Annotated in this window: 15 protein-coding genes and 1 riboswitch; of the genes, 10 read left to right on the top strand and 5 right to left on the bottom strand. The window is 44.2% G+C overall.

Features of this window, described 5'->3' with window-relative positions; translation table 11 throughout:
• Positions 1-21: 21 nt before the first annotated feature.
• Positions 22-1,506: a carboxypeptidase M32 gene (locus tag JQC93_RS18740; RefSeq protein ID WP_205159873.1), complete on the bottom strand. Its 1,485-nt coding sequence runs from the start codon at positions 1,504-1,506 to the stop codon at positions 22-24.
• Positions 1,507-1,623: 117 nt separating this feature from the next.
• Positions 1,624-2,373: a PEP-CTERM sorting domain-containing protein gene (locus tag JQC93_RS18735; RefSeq protein ID WP_205159872.1), complete on the bottom strand. Its 750-nt coding sequence runs from the start codon at positions 2,371-2,373 to the stop codon at positions 1,624-1,626.
• 462 nt (positions 2,374-2,835) lie between these two features.
• On the opposite strand from JQC93_RS18735, the gene JQC93_RS18730 reads away from it, so the two are divergent.
• Entirely contained in the window at positions 2,836-3,474 is a 639-nt protein-coding gene (locus JQC93_RS18730; RefSeq protein ID WP_205159871.1) for a LysE family translocator, read from the top strand.
• Here JQC93_RS18730 and JQC93_RS18725 read toward each other — a convergent pair.
• On the bottom strand, positions 3,452-4,000 hold the full coding sequence (locus JQC93_RS18725) for a cobalamin adenosyltransferase (RefSeq protein WP_205159870.1): 549 nt from the start codon (positions 3,998-4,000) through the stop codon (positions 3,452-3,454). The genes JQC93_RS18730 and JQC93_RS18725 overlap by 23 nt on opposite strands.
• Before the next feature lie 40 nt (positions 4,001-4,040).
• Positions 4,041-4,163: riboswitch (cobalamin riboswitch) on the top strand.
• Positions 4,164-4,178: 15 nt separating this feature from the next.
• Here JQC93_RS18725 and JQC93_RS18720 point away from each other — a divergent pair.
• The 8 genes from JQC93_RS18720 to queC all read left to right on the top strand — a co-directional run bounded on the left by JQC93_RS18720 (position 4,179) and on the right by queC (position 10,649).
• Complete coding sequence (locus JQC93_RS18720; RefSeq protein WP_205159869.1) at positions 4,179-5,132, top strand: ABC transporter substrate-binding protein; 954 nt, start codon at positions 4,179-4,181, stop codon at positions 5,130-5,132.
• The gene (locus JQC93_RS18715) at positions 5,129-6,193 is read left to right on the top strand and encodes a FecCD family ABC transporter permease (RefSeq protein WP_205159868.1); all 1,065 of its coding nucleotides are present in this window, start codon (positions 5,129-5,131) and stop codon (positions 6,191-6,193) included. The genes JQC93_RS18720 and JQC93_RS18715 overlap by 4 nt, the downstream gene beginning before the upstream one ends.
• Entirely contained in the window at positions 6,190-6,969 is a 780-nt protein-coding gene (locus JQC93_RS18710; protein ID WP_205159867.1) for an ABC transporter ATP-binding protein, read from the top strand. The genes JQC93_RS18715 and JQC93_RS18710 overlap by 4 nt, the downstream gene beginning before the upstream one ends.
• Positions 6,970-6,995: 26 nt before the next feature.
• The gene (locus tag JQC93_RS18705) at positions 6,996-7,154 is read left to right on the top strand and encodes a hypothetical protein (RefSeq protein WP_205159866.1); all 159 of its coding nucleotides are present in this window, start codon (positions 6,996-6,998) and stop codon (positions 7,152-7,154) included.
• A 3-nt stretch (positions 7,155-7,157) separates the two neighbouring features.
• Positions 7,158-7,889, top strand: coding sequence for a hypothetical protein (locus JQC93_RS18700; protein WP_205159865.1), 732 nt, complete (start codon positions 7,158-7,160; stop codon positions 7,887-7,889).
• 240 nt (positions 7,890-8,129) lie between these two features.
• Positions 8,130-8,558, top strand: coding sequence for a GNAT family N-acetyltransferase (locus JQC93_RS18695; RefSeq protein WP_205159940.1), 429 nt, complete (start codon positions 8,130-8,132; stop codon positions 8,556-8,558).
• The gene (locus JQC93_RS18690) at positions 8,558-9,982 is read left to right on the top strand and encodes a bifunctional NUDIX hydrolase/phosphatase PAP2 family protein (RefSeq protein ID WP_205159864.1); all 1,425 of its coding nucleotides are present in this window, start codon (positions 8,558-8,560) and stop codon (positions 9,980-9,982) included. Before JQC93_RS18695 ends, JQC93_RS18690 begins: the two co-directional genes overlap by 1 nt.
• Positions 9,975-10,649, top strand: coding sequence for a 7-cyano-7-deazaguanine synthase QueC (gene queC, locus JQC93_RS18685; RefSeq protein WP_205159863.1), 675 nt, complete (start codon positions 9,975-9,977; stop codon positions 10,647-10,649). The genes JQC93_RS18690 and queC overlap by 8 nt, the downstream gene beginning before the upstream one ends.
• Positions 10,650-10,706: 57 nt before the next feature.
• Here queC and JQC93_RS18680 read toward each other — a convergent pair whose 3' ends face one another.
• Together JQC93_RS18680 and JQC93_RS18675 are read right to left on the bottom strand one after the other, a co-directional pair.
• Entirely contained in the window at positions 10,707-11,300 is a 594-nt protein-coding gene (locus JQC93_RS18680; RefSeq protein ID WP_205159862.1) for an OmpA family protein, read from the bottom strand.
• A 4-nt stretch (positions 11,301-11,304) separates the two neighbouring features.
• Positions 11,305-12,606, bottom strand: coding sequence for a TolC family outer membrane protein (locus JQC93_RS18675; protein ID WP_236009674.1), 1,302 nt, complete (start codon positions 12,604-12,606; stop codon positions 11,305-11,307).
• Positions 12,607-12,871: 265 nt separating this feature from the next.
• On the opposite strand from JQC93_RS18675, the gene JQC93_RS18670 reads away from it, so the two are divergent.
• Positions 12,872-16,387: VCBS domain-containing protein (locus JQC93_RS18670; RefSeq protein WP_205159861.1), on the top strand; the 3,516-nt coding region annotated here is incomplete at its 3' end.

Below are 16,387 nucleotides of genomic sequence, written 5' to 3'. Positions count from 1 at the left end.
TACTCGCCGTAATAAATAACGTTATAGGTATCGGCTCTTCAAGTGGTCTTGGAAGAACTGCGCGTTTAACGCACTTCCTGTTGCTTGCTTAACCAGTTCGTCCGTCGTTAGCGTACTTCCTTTGCTCCAGATATTGTCATTCAACCAACCAAAAACTGGCGACAAGTCACCGCTTTGAACGGCAGAATCGACATTAACAGTTTGCTTCATACTGGCCATGAATTGCGCCGCGTACATGGCACCCAAGGTGTAACTTGGGAAGTAACCAAAAGCGCCATCTGTCCAGTGAATATCCTGCATACAGCCGTTTTTAAAGTTGCCGTTGGTAGACAGACCTAAGTACTGCTGCATTTTTAGATCCCAAAGTTCAGGAACGTCGGTGTGCTTAATATCACCGTTGATGAGATCTTTTTCTATTTCGTAGCGCAAAATGACATGGGCAGGGTAGGTTGCTTCGTCAGCATCAACGCGAATGTAACCTTTTTCGACTTGTGTATAGACGTTAAGTAAGTTGTCCACGTCAAATAAGTTACTAGGGTGCTCTGTGAAGTGTTTTTTCGCCAAAGTACTTAGGTGTGGGATAAAGTCAGCGCTTCTTCCTAGCTGCATTTCAAAGAACAACGATTGTGATTCATGTATGCCCATTGAGCGAGCTTCAGCGACTGGGAGCCCAAGCAAGTCTCGAGGTAAACTCTGCTCGTAACGTGCATGACCGGTTTCGTGTACGATCCCCATAAGCGATTGGGTGAAGTCGTTTTGATCGTAACGAGTTGTTAGCCTCAAATCTTCCGCAGTTCCACCACAAAAGGGGTGCATGCTAACGTCGAGTCGGCCGCGTTCAAAATCGAACTGCAGTAACTTCATGACGTCCACACCCAACGCTTTTTGCTGCTCGATAGCAAATGGCTTGTCACTCACTCTCAACGTTGGTCGCGCTTGTTGATGTTCGATGATTTGATTGATGAGTTCGGGTAACCACTGCTTGGTATCACCGAATAGCGTATCCAGTTGAGCGCTGTTTATACCTGGCTCATAAATATCCAGCATTGCGTCATAGGCGGAAAGCCCTTGAGATTGGCCTCGAATTTGTGCTTCTTCTTGAGACAGCGCAACAACACTTTGCCAGTTTTTTTCGAACCCCACCCAGTCGTTTTCACCACGTTGAGTACGCCACGCATGTTCGCATTTAGAACCAGCGATTGCTTTTGCTTGAACTAGCTTGGCAGGCAATACGGAAGCTTGGCGCCATTCACGTTTCATTTCGCGAAGCGACGCGCTTTCGAGGCTGGACAGTGGCTCAGATTCAGCGGAGGAAAACCACTCTTCTAATTGTGGCTCGGTGGTCATGTTGTGAATATGGACAGAGAGCTCAGCGAGTGCTTGTGAACGTGCTTGATTTCCACCACTAGGCATCATGGTTGCCTGATCCCAACCGGCAATGGCCGATAGGTGTTTAAAGTGATAAATCTTCTGAAAGTGAGCTTTTAGTTTCGAGTAGCTAGACATGTCTATTCCTTTGTCTTAATAACCTGCCTATTCCACAGTAGAAATCGCTAATTAGCAAACAAAAAAAAGCACTGAACTAATTCAGTGCCTTGATAGAGTTAGTAATTTAAATGAGGATTACTTTTTGCGCCTACGTGAAGCCAAGCCCAACCCCATTAGTCCAAGTCCGAACATCGCCATAGTTTCTGGCTCTGAAACAGGAATTGGCATACCGAACGTTGTGACTACATCTTCCGAAATGTTAATACCGGCCAAGGCAAAGTCATCGCCCCAGAAAAGCAGTGAATCCGCTACGCCACTTAAACCCCAATTTTCATCGATGGTGTAAAACCCGCCCCTGGTTCTTTCATCTGTATAAATACAGTCAGAAGAAGTTTCGTTGCCGTCGAAAACAAGGGAGAAGTATGCAGAGTCATCTTGCACGCCACATTCTGTTGCTGGGAACAAGTCCAACAAAAAGATGGAATCAACGTTTACGCTGGCTAGTTCTTTATTAGCATCTAAGAATGAAACCTTAAGCAATTCATTATTGCTCACTTCATCATCTCTTGTGCTATTTAGACGCTTAACTCCGACGCCGTCGATATTACACCGTAAAGGACCGCCTGAGCGACAGTAGTCGGTGTTGGTGCCACCGTCGTAACCTTCAAAAGTCGACAGGTACAGATCGTTATAACTTGAGTTAAACGCTTCTAGCTGAACGTAAAAGGTAATATCACCCTCTGTGAACTCTTTTGTGTATGATTGTTCATTGTTTGCCAAAGACCAATCACTGGTGGTGAAATCGATAAGATAGGCGTTCGCGCTAAACCCGGCACATGCCAGAGTCAGTCCCAATAACGTTTTACTTAATCGCGATTGTGTCATGTTCTTCCTCCTAAAGAATCCATTTACAATGCTCTCTCTATGTTTGTAGTAATTTGGGACTGACCACCTTTGAAGCGGACTCACCCGAAATTGCTATCTTCTGTGTAGCACTTTGCGTGCCACTATGTAACTCTTTGTTTTTGTGAGATTTATGAAAACTACAACTTTCGATCTGTAAAGTTTTTCGACACTCATTAAGCTGGGTGGTTTAAGATGAAGATCGATGGTGTTAATTATTTAGTGAGTTCTCAAACTAATTGATGCAAAGAAGAGTAGTTTGCAGTCTAGGCGATGTAGTTCATATTTATCTAAAGTTACCAAGCGGCAAATTGGCTAAACGTTGTCTAGGCTGACGCGTCGATGATTTTGTTGGCTGAGGAAAACTGCATCAAACAGTTATTTTTGTTGGTGTGTGGCGGTATAGTAGGGCGTTAAACGGGAATTGGGGTAATTGCGGTAATTATGGAACTGGATCTCGGGCTTTTTGTTGCCTTGGTACTACTTACACTCGCACCGGGTGCAGATACAGCGTTGGTTTTGAAGCAGGCGTTTCGTCACGGTTTACGGGCTGCTTTGTACGTGAGCCTTGGCATTTGTAGTGGCTTGTTTATACATGCTCTGCTTGTTGGTATAGGTGTTAGTGCACTTATCATGAAATCTGATATTGCTTTTTTGGTTTTAAAAATAGCGGGTGCGAGCTATTTAGTGTATTTAGGCGCTAAGAGCATTTACGCCGCTGTAAAGTATTCTGACAACTCTGAGAATGTGTCTGACAATACTGTGCCTCACTCTTATAATCCGAGTCGAGCGATTGGGGAAGGCTTTTTGTCCAACGTGCTTAACCCAAAAACGTTGGCGTTTTATCTGGCTTTCTTGCCTCAGTTTATTGATGCACAAGGCCCGGTATTGGCACAAGCAATGTCAATTGCAGCGCTGCACTTTGTTATTGCGTTTACTTGGCAAGGTTTTATCGCTTGGATAAGTGTTAAAAGTGCTTCTGCATCACCCATTAGTTCTGTTGGGCGTTGGATCGAGTTCGGCTGCGGTATTTGTTTAGTCTTTATTGGTGCGTCAATTTTTATCCCTTTTGGTAGCGTTTAGGGGTGGGATAACAATTGGAAACGTATTCAGGTTCGTCAATTCCCTGCAATTGATTTAAGAACCGTGTTACGGCAAATAAAAAGTTTACGAGCAGGTTAGTAAATCTTGGCAGTGTTTGCGGCACCTCAATATTGGCTTTGTCGATGAGCACTAATTGTCGAGTGACTTTTTTACTTAAACTTCGGCATTGATGAAGAAGCGCTGTTGGCCCGACTCCCCTGGGCAAAACGAAGCGTTTGTTGTTGTCTGTTACTTTCGATTTAAAGAAATGATAGTAATGTTTTAACTGCGCAATATCTTGCTCATCGATAGCGCACTTCCCTCTAATCGAGCCATTTAGATCAAAGATTTTCGGTTGTAGCCAACCAAGGGCTTCGTTAACCTGCTGTTGCTCAATTTGCGAAAGAGCCAAGCCAATATAGGTGCACAGTTCATCCGTTAGAATCTCAAAATCACACAAGGGTGAGTCTTCAAAAATGTAGGGATAACACATTTCATCAATGTCTTTGGTGAACGTTAGTGTCATTTGAAACTCCTAAAATTTGTGTGAAAAGAAAAACTTAATTGACAGCTTGAGTTTTACTGATGGACAATGCCCAAACTTCGGAATGCAGTGAAACTCTGCAGCGGACGCGCCACTGTAAAGGATACATCCTGAGCCAGACACGAAGCCCTAAAATTGTACGCGACTTACAAGGACCAGTATGCACTCTATATTCTCATATTTAACGTCGGCAACACGCAATATTATATTGATTTTGTTAACGTTAGTATTTTCTTCTAGCACTTTTGCTGATGAAGCTTTATACCCATTGACGGTAAACGATGATCTTGGCAATACACTGATAATCGATGCGCCGCCAACAAAAATCAGCTCTAAAATGTTGTTTACGGATGAGTTGCTTATTGAACTTGTTGAGACTGAACGATTGTCTAGCTTGACTCAGTTGTCTAGCGATCCAACGTTTTCCAATATAGCTGACACACTGCCTAGCGGCGTAAGTTTATTGGATATGAATGTTGAGCAAGTGATTGCTAATCAGCCTGATTTGGTTTTTGCTGCAAATTGGACCGATGCAGGAAAAGTAAAGCAACTCCGTGATGCTGGCATTTCAGTTTATCTAATTCAAACGCCGTTTACCCTGCAAGACATTCAGCAAAAAATACTCACTGTTGGTCAGATTGTGGGGGCCTCGAGTAAAGCGAGGGCGTTGGTCGACAGAATGAATAACAAATTACGTGACAACCTAATTGTTCCAGAAAAGCGTGTGACAGCCATTGACTACAACTCTTGGGGAGCTTCGAGTACTAAGAACTCTACCTGGCATAGCGTATTGACTGAGGCGAAGGTAACGAACTTAGTGGCTGAGTTTGAGGCAGACCAATATGGGCAAGCTAAAATGTCTAAGGAGTTGGTGGTCCAACTAAACCCGCAAATGATGTTTATTCCAGGTTGGATCTATGGTGATGCTGAAGCGGCAGAAAAGTTTGAGAACCAAGTTCGCAATGATCCTGCGTTTTCCTATGTAGAAGCAGTGAAAAGAAATAAAGTCGTTGCAGTGCCAGAGCGCCTTCGTGGCACGTACAGTCACTATATTGTAGATACCATTCTCTATATTAATCATGCCGCTTATGGATCGGCTCATAATGATAAATGAATACCGATAGCACCCCTATGACGGCAGCCGTTCTAAAAGATCGTATTGTTCCTTTATGCCTCGGAGTTTCGGCAGTGGCATTTGTCACTGCTTGCTTGTGCCTAGGGACCATTTGGATTTCACCATCGCAGATATTGGGCGCGTTCTGGACTTCCATAACTCTTGGAGGCGACGAAAGCAGAGAACTCTATCCATTGGTTCACAGTATTGTATTGCATATAAGATTGCCGAGAGTACTTGCCGCAATTTTGGCGGGTGGAGCGCTTGCCGTTGCTGGGGCGATGTCGCAAGGGCTGTTTAGAAATGAGTTAGCCAGCCCAGACATACTGGGTGTTTCTGCTGGAAGCAGTTTTGCCGCGGTTGTGAGTATCTTAACCGGTCTGTCGTTAGTGCATCCGTTGATGACACCCATTTTTGCTATGGGTGGGGCATTGTCTGTTAGCGTGCTGATTTACACCATCGCACGCTCAGTGGGACAAAATGGCTCTTTGTATTTGATATTGTGTGGGTTGGCATTGAGCAGTTTGCTGGGTGGCCTCACAATGGGGCTGCTGTTATTCGCAAAAGAGTATCAGCTGAGTCAGTTTGTATTTTGGACAATGGGCGGCCTCGATGGCCGCGTATGGGAGCAAGTTTTGTGGCCAGCGTTACCACTTCTATTGTTGGTAGCCTTATCAATTAGGCAAGCTAAAGCGCTCGATGTCTTGGGCTTAGGGGATTTGGCCGCCCATGGTGTGGGACTAAATGTCCAGCATTCCAAAGCACGGATATTGCTGTTGGTTACGTTGCTGACAGCATTGTCTATCTCAATAGCAGGCCCAATAGCGTTTATTGGGCTGATGATACCCCATATTTTGCGCTTGATTATTGGCCCTTCTCATCGCCGACTTATCATTTATTCCTTTATAATTGGCGCGCTGTTTTTGCTCTTTGCAGACTTAGTTGGGCGATGGGCGATTGCACCTTACGAAATCAAAGCGGGCATCATCGCTTCTGTGCTGGGTAGTAGCTATTTATTGTACTTAATCGTAAGAATACAGCGCAAAGGTGTTAGCTTATGAGTGTTTTGTCCATTGAAGAGCTAACAGTAAGCCCAGGCCTATTGAGACAGACTCGAGCAAACGTGCTATCAAAAATCTCATTCAGTGTTCAAAAAGGTGAAATTGTCGGCGTGGTTGGTCCCAATGGTGCGGGTAAAACCACGCTATTGAATTCGATAGCGGGGATTCAAGCGATTCACTCGGGTCGAATTCAGATTTGTGGAGAAAAAGTCGGCAGCTTAAGTGCCTTAGAACGAGCGAAACGCATCAGTTACTTACCACAGCACTGTGATGTGCCATTTCCATATAAAGTGAAAGATGTGTTGAAGTTGGCGTTTTATGGCGATCATTCTTTATCTGAAGACCAACAGCAACAAAAAGTGAATTACGCATTGGAGACGCTCGAGATCGATGGATTGTTAAATCGAAATATTAACGAGTTATCTGGTGGTGAGCAGCAACTGGTTCATTTGGCTCGTACCATCGCGCAAAATTGTACAATAATGTTACTAGATGAACCCACTTCGAGTCTGGACCTAAGCCATGAGAGTCGCCTATTCACCTTGCTTAAGCAACTAAAAAAGCGCGATTACTCAACGCTTTTGGCGATCCATGATCTAAACACAGCAGCGAGGTTGTGTGATAAGATAGCGTTGATTTCAAAAGGTAAACTTTGCGGATTTGGTTCACCTAGTTCGGTGTTTACAGTCGAAAACTTGCGACGCATTTACGGCAATCGGGTAGACGTTCAGATTGATTCGTTAGGGCTGTTACGTATTGAGGCCCAAATCCGTTAATTCCGTCATTCATTAGAGGATGCAGTATGACCAGACTCATTGCTATCGCTGTGTTAGTTTCACTCGTGGTTCTCTTGATCCGTTACCGCACCAACGAAAAAGTGCAAAAAGGTGTTGTGCTGTCGGTGGTTGGGGTAGGCTTTTTTTACGTGATTTCTGTTTTTATAATGGAGCTTTTAAGGTAGTGCATGAATAAATACGATGACAGCTCAGAAGAAGTGGTTGAGGTAATTGAGCAAAAAGATGCTCGAGCAAGGCTATTCATTGGTGTTGCCGCTATCGCTGGGCTTTTATTAGGTGCATTGTTAGGAACAATCTATGCTCAGAACAAGTGGCAAGCAGTAATTCATCACTATCAGGAACAATCCGCCCACCTTAACGATGAGTATCAGTTGCTTATCGAATCAGTAAAAACGGAGAAACAAGAAGCTCAGCGTTCGCTCGACGCGTACAAATTGCAAGTTGCCGAACAGGCTGAAAGAGAGTCTGCTGAACACGTTAGTGAATTGTCTAAACAATCACTGCAATTAGAACAGGTGAATGATGGGCTGCAAAGCGACTTGGCGAGTCTTAACCAACAGTTAGTTACTAAACAAGAACAAATAGAAGACATACAGCGCAAGCTTGATTTACAAACAGCACTCTTTGATCGTGCGCGCGAGTTATTTAAAAAAGAAGAGCAACTTAAGCAGTCACTAGAGGAACTTTTGGCCCAGCAGATGAAACTTTCTCCGCAAGCGGAAAAGCTCAATAAAGAGTGTAACTTATATTTGGAAGGCAAGAGCTGGGAAACGCGTTCAGACGTGTGTGAACGACACGATGAAATTAACGCTCAAATGGGACAAAACGAACAGATGATTGCCATTCATCAGTTGGATCTGAAAGAGATTGAAGCTCTTACAGAAGAGCTTGGTTTATAGCTGCGTCGCTGCGAGTATCGTCGTCTAGTCCAAATAAACTTGGGCTTTCACTTGCGACAGTGTCTATTGTGTACATAGTGGCACAAGTGCTCAAAGTGTCGTATCGTAGAATGCAGCAAGTCACTAGACTTTCGGATTCGCTAAAAAAGCAAACAAGGATAGTGTTTGGATACTCAATTATTGCTTTCTTCCACGGAAATTAAACCTGCAACTCGCAAACACTTATTGCAGTTACGCGATATGATGAGAGCGTTACACGAAGAGCATCATCTGCGTGACCCTGATTTGTTCAAAGAACCTGATGAAGTCGAAAAAAGTAAAGACATAGCAACGTATTTGGATGATCCGAATTGCTTGGTTTATGTGGTGGTTGACAAACAACAGTCTAAGCGGACTTGTGTTGCATTTATCAGTGGACATTTTTGTGAGCTTATCTCTACAGTATCAAAACCAATAATGATGGGTAGCGTCGACGAACTGTATGTTAAACCTGACTGGCGTCATAAAGGGTTGGGCAGGGCGCTAATGGATCACCTCAATCATGTATTTAAACAATACGGCGCATCTCAGGTGTTTGTTGAAGTGTGGCACTCCAATAAAGATGCAGTAAAAATGTACCAAGAGTATGGTTTTTCTCATCACATTCATTGGTTGCGTAAGGTGTTATGATGGCTCACTTTGCCAAGTTAGTCGTTTCATTAATAGTCTTACTGATGTCGTTCAACACGTATTCGTCGACTCTAGAAGGGGTCCGACCAAATGGTGCAGTTTGTGTAATTAAAATCGACGACAAACTGTTGGTCACCTCAGAAATAATCACTGGAAAACTCTCACTCCCCGGAGGGCGACTAGATTCAGATGAATTTCCGGAGCAAGCGGCACTGAGAGAGCTCTATGAAGAAGCTGGAATCAAAGCAACAGTGACACGATTACTGTTGTTTAGTGATAAATATTCTTTTATTTATGAATGCCTTCCCCAAGAGCCCGTTGTGGCTTTTAATACCTTAAACCGATTTGGCGGTAACATTGTTCCGATTCATGCTGCTGATCATTATGGTGTAGAAACTAAATCAGCAATGTTGCTCCCAATAGATAAATTGGTTGAGAGCGAATATCGTTACCCGAGACGCGTAAAAAGTATCAAAACAGCCTTTCCTTCGCTCGTGAATGCGCCTGCTCTGTATGTTGATGAAGTCATCGAAGAAAGTCGAATCTGGCAACACTGGAGCTTAAAACTTTATTCTACGATCATCAGTGACACGGCTATTTATCCTCTAGTTTTGCCAATAGCTAATTTAATAGAGGTTTTTGTTTCACCGTTAACCTTTTTACTGTTACTGCCTTGGATATACTGGCGTTATGGAAGACCATTCGCACTTGAAGTTATGTTTGTGGTATCCGCCACATCCATTTTTTGCACAATAGTACAATATTTAGTTGCGCAACCATTACCGCTAGCATACGTACCAAGTTGGGGAAGTTCGCACTTTTATGGGTTTAGCTTTCCTAACGCCCAAGTCGCTAGCCTGATTGCCGTTGCCGCATTGTTTAAACACCGAATGCAATGGCAACGAAAAACAGCTTTGCTTATTTTACTTACAGTGCTATCCGGGTCTGAATTACTACTAGGTAAATCATTTTTGGTGGATATCTTAGTGGGTGCGATGATTGGTTACGGGTTCGGGTCAGTGTTTGTTTCTCTAGAAGAGCGCAAAGGTCTCAATTTGCAGCGCTATATATCATCATGGCAATCATGGCTGGCGATGTTGATAATATGTGCTGGTGGATTATGGCTCTGGCAAGTACCGGTATTAGTCGATAGCTTTGTTATGGTGACGACAATGGCATTGTTGGTTCGTATTAGGCTGGTTGCCGATGATGTAAGTGGCTTGTCATTAAGTGAAGTTATAAAAATGTCGACGGCACTTGCCTTGGTATTTGTGTGTTTACACATACTAAAAGCGACCATTGCGAGTGAAAGCCTATTTTCGTTAATCTATGACTCGCTGTTTTATCCTAGTCTTTTTGTTGTACTGGTAGCAATGCTTCCAAAACGACCTCGACTTACTGAACAAAAGAATAATTATGAGTAAACAAACTACCAAATCCACCGCGGTGGTCGTATTTAGTGGAGGACAAGATTCAACTACTTGTCTTATTCAAGCTTTAAAACGCTATGACAGCGTGCATGCGATTACTTTCGATTACGGGCAACGACACAGACTTGAAATAGACGCCGCGCAACAACTTGCCAAACAGTTGCGTGTTACCGCTCACAAAGTTATGGATGTTACGCTTCTTAACGAACTCGCGGTAAGCGCACTGACTCGTGACGACATTGAGGTGTCAAATGAGGTTGATAGTAGCGGGTTACCCAATACCTTTGTGCCAGGACGGAACATTCTTTTCTTAACGCTTGCGGGTATTTACGCGTATCAGGTTGGAGCATCGACTGTGATCACGGGTGTTTGCGAGACTGACTTTTCAGGGTATCCGGACTGCCGAAATGATTTTGTGCAAGCGATGCAAAGTGCTTTAGAAAAAGGTATGGATAGGCCACTTACGCTTGAAACTCCGCTCATGTGGTTAGACAAAGCACAGACTTGGGCATTAGCTGATGAGCTTGGCGCGTTAGAATTAATACGAGACAAAACCCTAACTTGCTATAATGGTGTAATTGGATCTGGGTGTGGAGAATGCCCCGCCTGCCAGTTGAGGCAAAATGGCTTACAGCAATATTTAAACGGTCAATCGAATTAAAAAACAAAGCACGCTATATAGCGTGCTTTGCTAAATTAATAAGCTTGGATTGGCTTTTTACTTTTCGCGAGTAGTGAAAATATGCCACTCTTTAACTACGTCACCTTTAAAGCCTATAACAGTCGCTACGACTTTTCTGTCGAGTGCTTGGTCAACTTCACCATCATGCTCGGCTTGAGAATCACCGAAGCCAACGATGGTTAGCCGCTTGGCATCGACACCTTTCGCAATCATCATCTTTTGAACCGCTTTTGCCCTTTCTTGCGATAGCCACATGTTATGTTCATGATTGCCGGGTTTACTTGCAAAGCCTTGTAGTTCTATTTCGGTTTCAGGGTACTCAGCTAAGAACGTCACCATTTCATTAATTTGTGAAACGAATATTGCTGGTACGTCAGTTGAGTCATTTTCAAACAATACTTTAAGCAGCTTTTTTTCATCAATTTGATAAAAAGATTCACAACCATCGTTGCTAATCGTTGCGCCACCCGGTGTTGTGGTGCAGGTATCTCGTTCATTTATTACGCCGTCGTTATCTTCGTCTCGAAGATCCGCTCTTTGTTCTGCAATAGGGTACTCGGTATCAACGTCTGAAGAAATGCACCCGACTAATAATAGTGGGATTAAGCAGACGACTAAATAGGATTTCATTGGACTAATTTACCTCGTTGTTCCACGCTTCTGGTGTATCGACTAGTAGTGAAGGTAATAAAACACCTGATGCGTTTAGTACTCTAAATTTTGCGTAAAGCTCTGAATATTGTGCTGTAACATATTCTTTTCGAGCTTCGAATAATTCGTTTTCTGTATTGAGAAGATCAAGCAGCGTTCGTTTACCTATCTTGTATTGTTTTTCATACGCAATTACGGTATTTGACGCGGCATCGACATGGTCAATCAAAAACTCTCGCTGCTGCAAGGTAAGATCAAGCGCATTCCACGACAGACGTAACCCTTCTTCTACCTGGCGATACGCACGATCGCGAAAATCTTTAGATTTGCTCAATTGATAGGCGGTACGTTCGATGTTGTCACTGTCGCTGCCACCGTTATACAGGTTATATCGCATGCGTAGCATTGCAGAGGTTTCATTGACGTCGCCTTCAACGCCACCGGCGTCTTGTTCCCAAGAGTGCGCAGCTTCTATGGTAAAGGTTGGCAGGTTAACACTTTGAGATTGCTTATATTGATATTGCGCAGCGTCTACATCGGCTTGAGCGATTTTCAGAACAGGGTGGTTCTTTTTTGCGTCTTCGAACGCGAGTTCAACAGATAACGGTAGCTGATTTTCATCTACATGGGGTTTAACCAGACCAATTGGCGTGGAACCTACGATGCGTTGATACGACACATGACTGTCATACAAATTATTTTGAGCTGCTAATAGATTGCTGTGCGCTTTAGCAAGACGAGCCTCAACTTGTGAAAGGTCCGCTGTCGAACCAATACCAGACTCTGTTCTTTTTAAAATGTCCGAATAGATCTTGCGGTGCACTTTAAGGTTGCTTTCGGAGAGAAGCAGGACCTCTTCAGCACGTAATGCATCCAAATAAAGCTTACTGACTTCCAGCGCGATGTTTTCGGCATCTGCGAACAATTGATAACGCATCGAATTAGCTTCTGCTGCCGTTCTGTCGATATCATTAATGGTACCTGAACCGTCCCACAGCAACTGTGTTAGCCTGATAGCCGCATCTTTACGTGTTAAATCCGAATCACCACTTTGGTCGGCGCGAATTCGCTCGTAACCAATACCCGCTTCAAGGTCCACCGAAGGTAAATAAGCGCCTCGGCTTGAGTCGTAACTTTTAACGAATGACATATATTCGTTATAAGAACTACGAACTTGTGGGTTTGTTGCCAATGTCGCAGAGATCGCTTGTTCCAGTGATTCAGCCAATACTGGCTGCGCCACCAATACACTCAGCGCTATTGTACAAATGGAAATCCTTTTCAAAACAGGTACCTCAGAACTTACCGCTATCAGATAAAATTTTACAGTATGGTGTCATCATTTAAGTAAATACACTAGAGTGTTTTTCACTAAATAGTACTAAAACACCATTATGTCTCAATTATAATACTTGTAGTATGACGTACGCCAAAAATGTGGAGTTGGCAACATTTTAATGTTAGGTTTACGCTGAGCGAAAACTTAATTTTCTCAATTCAATTACACATGTAACAACTTTGAGACTAAACACTGCAAGTGGATGTAAATCATGGAAGAACAAGCGATTAATCTTGACGTTTTTCGAGCGGGAAACAAGATAATTATCGATGTAAATGGTAACTCTAGAGTGGTACCGACAGAGTATGAACTGCAACCTGGAGAGGTGGTTGTTCAAGTTGGTGATTCGCCAATGTCTGTAGATGAACTTACCTTAGAAAACCTAAGTGTTAGTTTCTTGAAGCTAGAAAATGATGAGGTAGCTCAAGAGGTTAAGCTTGACGATGATATTGCCGCCATTTTCGAAGCTTTAGAGGAAGGCCAAGATCCGACACTTTTAGGTGAAGAGTTTGAAACCGCTGCAGGCGAGTCGACAACGGGCTCATCATTGTCTACGTCTGGAACGATTACTCGTGATAATGCCGAAGTTATAGCTGCAACAGTGTTTAACACAGATGGATTAACGCCTGCTCAGCAAAAAGAAGTTCTTAGTGTATTTGAGTATATTGTAACCAACGAATCTACGGCAGACCCTTTGCCACAGGTTACAATTTCTATAGATCTTAACGATCCCTCAGAAGTTAGAGTATTTGGTCAGTCTGAAAATGCTGAGACGATTACGGTTGTCATTGGTGGGGAAGAACATCTTGTAACGCCAAATCCAGACGGCAGTTGGGAGCTATTGTTACCACCACTCGACCTTGCCGACGGTGAGTATGTTGCAGAAGCAACAGCAGAGTCACCAACCGGGAAAGAGGCGACTGCAGATACACCCTTTATCCTAGATATGGATAAACCACTTGTTAGTATCGATCCTCCTTCTGACACTTCCGATACTACGCCGACCTTTACTGGTGGCTCAGAAAACACTGACGGCCCGCTCACCGTTATTATTAACGACAAAGAATACGAAGTGGTTCCCGACGACAATGGTGATTGGGAGCTTACGTTACCACCAGAAGACGCTTTGGAAGACGGTGATTATGACATACTGGTTGTTGGTAAAGATAACCAGGGTAACACTGCAGAAGACGAATCCGATTTAGCAATAGACACCACTGCACCAAGCGCACCAGTCGTTACTATTGTTGAAGACCTGAATAATGACGGGCAAATCCCAGCTGATGAGATTGATGGCCAGATTAATGTCATCGTTGATATCAGTGGTACAGGCGCCACTGTTGGTGACACTGTAACAATAAATGGAACTGATTATGAGGTCACTCAAGATGTGCTAGATCGCGGCACTATAGAACTTGAGATTGCGGTTCCTCAAAGAGGCGAAACTGTCACAGTTGAAGCCGTTATAAAAGACAAAGTTGGCAACGTATCTGAGCCTGGCCAAGATAGCGCAGAGTTAGTAAATACTGGGCCCGTGGCTGAAGACGATATTGTTACTACGGATGAAGACACAGCCGTAACTATCGATGTATTAGCAAACGATACTGACATTGATAACGATGACATTACAATTGTTGATGCCACTGTACCAGCGTCTCAGGGCACGATCGAGATCGTCAATAATCAACTTATTTTTACACCAGCACCCGACTTTAATGGTGATGCATCAATAAGTTACACAATTTCAGATGGACAAGGTGGAACAGATACAGCGCAAGTCGTCGTTGAGGTTGCACCCGTTGACGATGCGCCGATAATTTCTGATGATTTAGGCTCCACGATTGAAGGTGACGTCACGCCGGTCACTGGCGAGCTCACGGCAACAGACGTTGATAATCCAGACTTACTTTTTGTAGCAAATGCCATCAATGACGCATACGGCGATTTTACCGTAGACTCAAATGGGCAGTGGTCATTTGTATTATCTGACAATTCAACCGTCAATGCGCTTGCCGAGGGAGAGGTTGTAGAGCGCGAGTTTGAAGTAACTCTAACTGATGGCTCGGTTACTACAGTCACTATTACCATTACAGGTACAGATGATGCTCCAGTGATTTCAACAGGAGAGGGTGCTGTTACCGAAGGGGATTCGATTCCTGTAGTTGGAACATTAATAGGTACCGATGCAGACAACCCAGATCTATCCTTTGTTGAAAGTACCGTTGCAGATAGTTACGGCGACTTCACTGTGGACGCTGACGGAAACTGGACGTTTACGTTGGCAAACAGTGCGACCGTTGCAGCATTGACGGAAGGTGAAACCACCGTAAGAGATTTTGTTGTAACTTTATCGGACGGAAGCTCGACTACTGTAACCATCACCATCACTGGTACAGATGATCTACCTGTTGTTTCAATAGGAACAGGAGCTACAACTGAAGGGGACTCAACGCCAGTTGTAGGAACTCTCACCGCTACTGATGCCGACAATACAGATTTGGCGTTCGAAGCAGACTCTGTCACTGATCTTTACGGAGAATTCAACGTTGATGTAGATGGTAATTGGACATTTACTTTGGCAGACAATGATACGGTCAATGCGCTAGCAGAAGGTCAAGCCGTCGACAGAGTATTTACTGTAAATCTTTCTGATGGAAGTACTACTACAGTCACTATTTCTATAACTGGTACTGATGATGCACCGGTTATTTCTGCTGATATTGATGCAGTTAGCGAGGGGGATGTGATCCCTGTTTCAGGCACGTTAACCGCGATTGACGCAGACAATCCAGATTTAGAGTTCGTACCAGATACCATTACTGATACATATGGTGAGTTTGTCGTCGATGTTAATGGTAATTGGGTATTTACGCTTGCTGATAACGCTACGGTAGATGGGTTAACTTTAGGGCAGCAAGAGATTCGGGAGTTTACTGTAACTTTGTCCGATGGTAGTGAAACTACAGTAACCATAACCATCACTGGTACTAATGATATACCTACGATTTTTGCCGACGATAAGCAGACCAATGAGGATGTCGCGGTTGTCTTGACGTTCGATGCGAGCGATGTGGATGGCACTATAGTGTCGACCACGCCCACTCTAGCGGATGTGACTCAAGGATCGATCAGCACAGACAGCGATGGCAACTTCGTGTTTACACCTGCCGAGAACTTCTACGGCGAGGTCGTAATTAACTGGACCACCGAAGACGACGATGGCGCGACAGCGACCACTACCTCAACCATTACCGTCGGCGATGTGAACGACGGTCCGGCTATTACTGCAGACGATAAGATCACTGACGAAGACGTTGCGGTTGTTCTGACGTTCGATGCAAGTGACGTGGATGGCACGATTGTGTCGACCACGCCGACTCTAGCGGATGCGACTCAAGGCTCGATCAGCACAGACAGTGATGGCAACTTCGTATTCACACCAGCGGAGAACTTCTACGGCGATGTGGTAATTAACTGGACCACCGAAGACGACGATGGCGCGACAGCGACCACCACCTCGACCATTACCGTGGGTGATGTAAACGACGGACCGGTTATTACCGCCAACGATAAGACCACCGACGAAGACGTTGCAGTTGTCCTAACGTTTGATGCGAGCGATGTGGATGGCATCATTGTGTCGACCACGCCAACGCTAGCGGATGCGACTCAAGGCTCTATCAGCACAGACAGTGACGGTAACTTTGTGTTCACGCCGGCGGAAAAC

The sequence above is a fragment of the Vibrio ulleungensis genome, from assembly GCF_016900875.1.
Lineage (GTDB): Bacteria > Pseudomonadota > Gammaproteobacteria > Enterobacterales > Vibrionaceae > Vibrio > Vibrio ulleungensis.
The sequence above is the reverse complement of the archived record's forward strand: the minus strand, read 5'-3'. Positions and strand labels throughout refer to the sequence as shown.

Excerpts from the sequence above, each read along its gene's own strand:
- JQC93_RS18740 (WP_205159873.1), bottom strand. The coding sequence starts at position 1,506 with ATGTCTAGCTACTCGAAACTAAAAGCTCACTTTCAGAAGATTTATCAC.
- JQC93_RS18735 (WP_205159872.1), bottom strand. The coding sequence starts at position 2,373 with ATGACACAATCGCGATTAAGTAAAACGTTATTGGGACTGACTCTGGCA.
- JQC93_RS18730 (WP_205159871.1), top strand. The coding sequence starts at position 2,836 with ATGGAACTGGATCTCGGGCTTTTTGTTGCCTTGGTACTACTTACACTC.
- JQC93_RS18725 (WP_205159870.1), bottom strand. The coding sequence starts at position 4,000 with ATGACACTAACGTTCACCAAAGACATTGATGAAATGTGTTATCCCTAC.
- JQC93_RS18720 (WP_205159869.1), top strand. The coding sequence starts at position 4,179 with ATGCACTCTATATTCTCATATTTAACGTCGGCAACACGCAATATTATA.
- JQC93_RS18715 (WP_205159868.1), top strand. The coding sequence starts at position 5,129 with ATGAATACCGATAGCACCCCTATGACGGCAGCCGTTCTAAAAGATCGT.
- JQC93_RS18710 (WP_205159867.1), top strand. The coding sequence starts at position 6,190 with ATGAGTGTTTTGTCCATTGAAGAGCTAACAGTAAGCCCAGGCCTATTG.
- JQC93_RS18705 (WP_205159866.1), top strand. The coding sequence starts at position 6,996 with ATGACCAGACTCATTGCTATCGCTGTGTTAGTTTCACTCGTGGTTCTC.
- JQC93_RS18700 (WP_205159865.1), top strand. The coding sequence starts at position 7,158 with ATGAATAAATACGATGACAGCTCAGAAGAAGTGGTTGAGGTAATTGAG.
- JQC93_RS18695 (WP_205159940.1), top strand. The coding sequence starts at position 8,130 with ATGATGAGAGCGTTACACGAAGAGCATCATCTGCGTGACCCTGATTTG.
- JQC93_RS18690 (WP_205159864.1), top strand. The coding sequence starts at position 8,558 with ATGGCTCACTTTGCCAAGTTAGTCGTTTCATTAATAGTCTTACTGATG.
- queC (WP_205159863.1), top strand. The coding sequence starts at position 9,975 with ATGAGTAAACAAACTACCAAATCCACCGCGGTGGTCGTATTTAGTGGA.
- JQC93_RS18680 (WP_205159862.1), bottom strand. The coding sequence starts at position 11,300 with ATGAAATCCTATTTAGTCGTCTGCTTAATCCCACTATTATTAGTCGGG.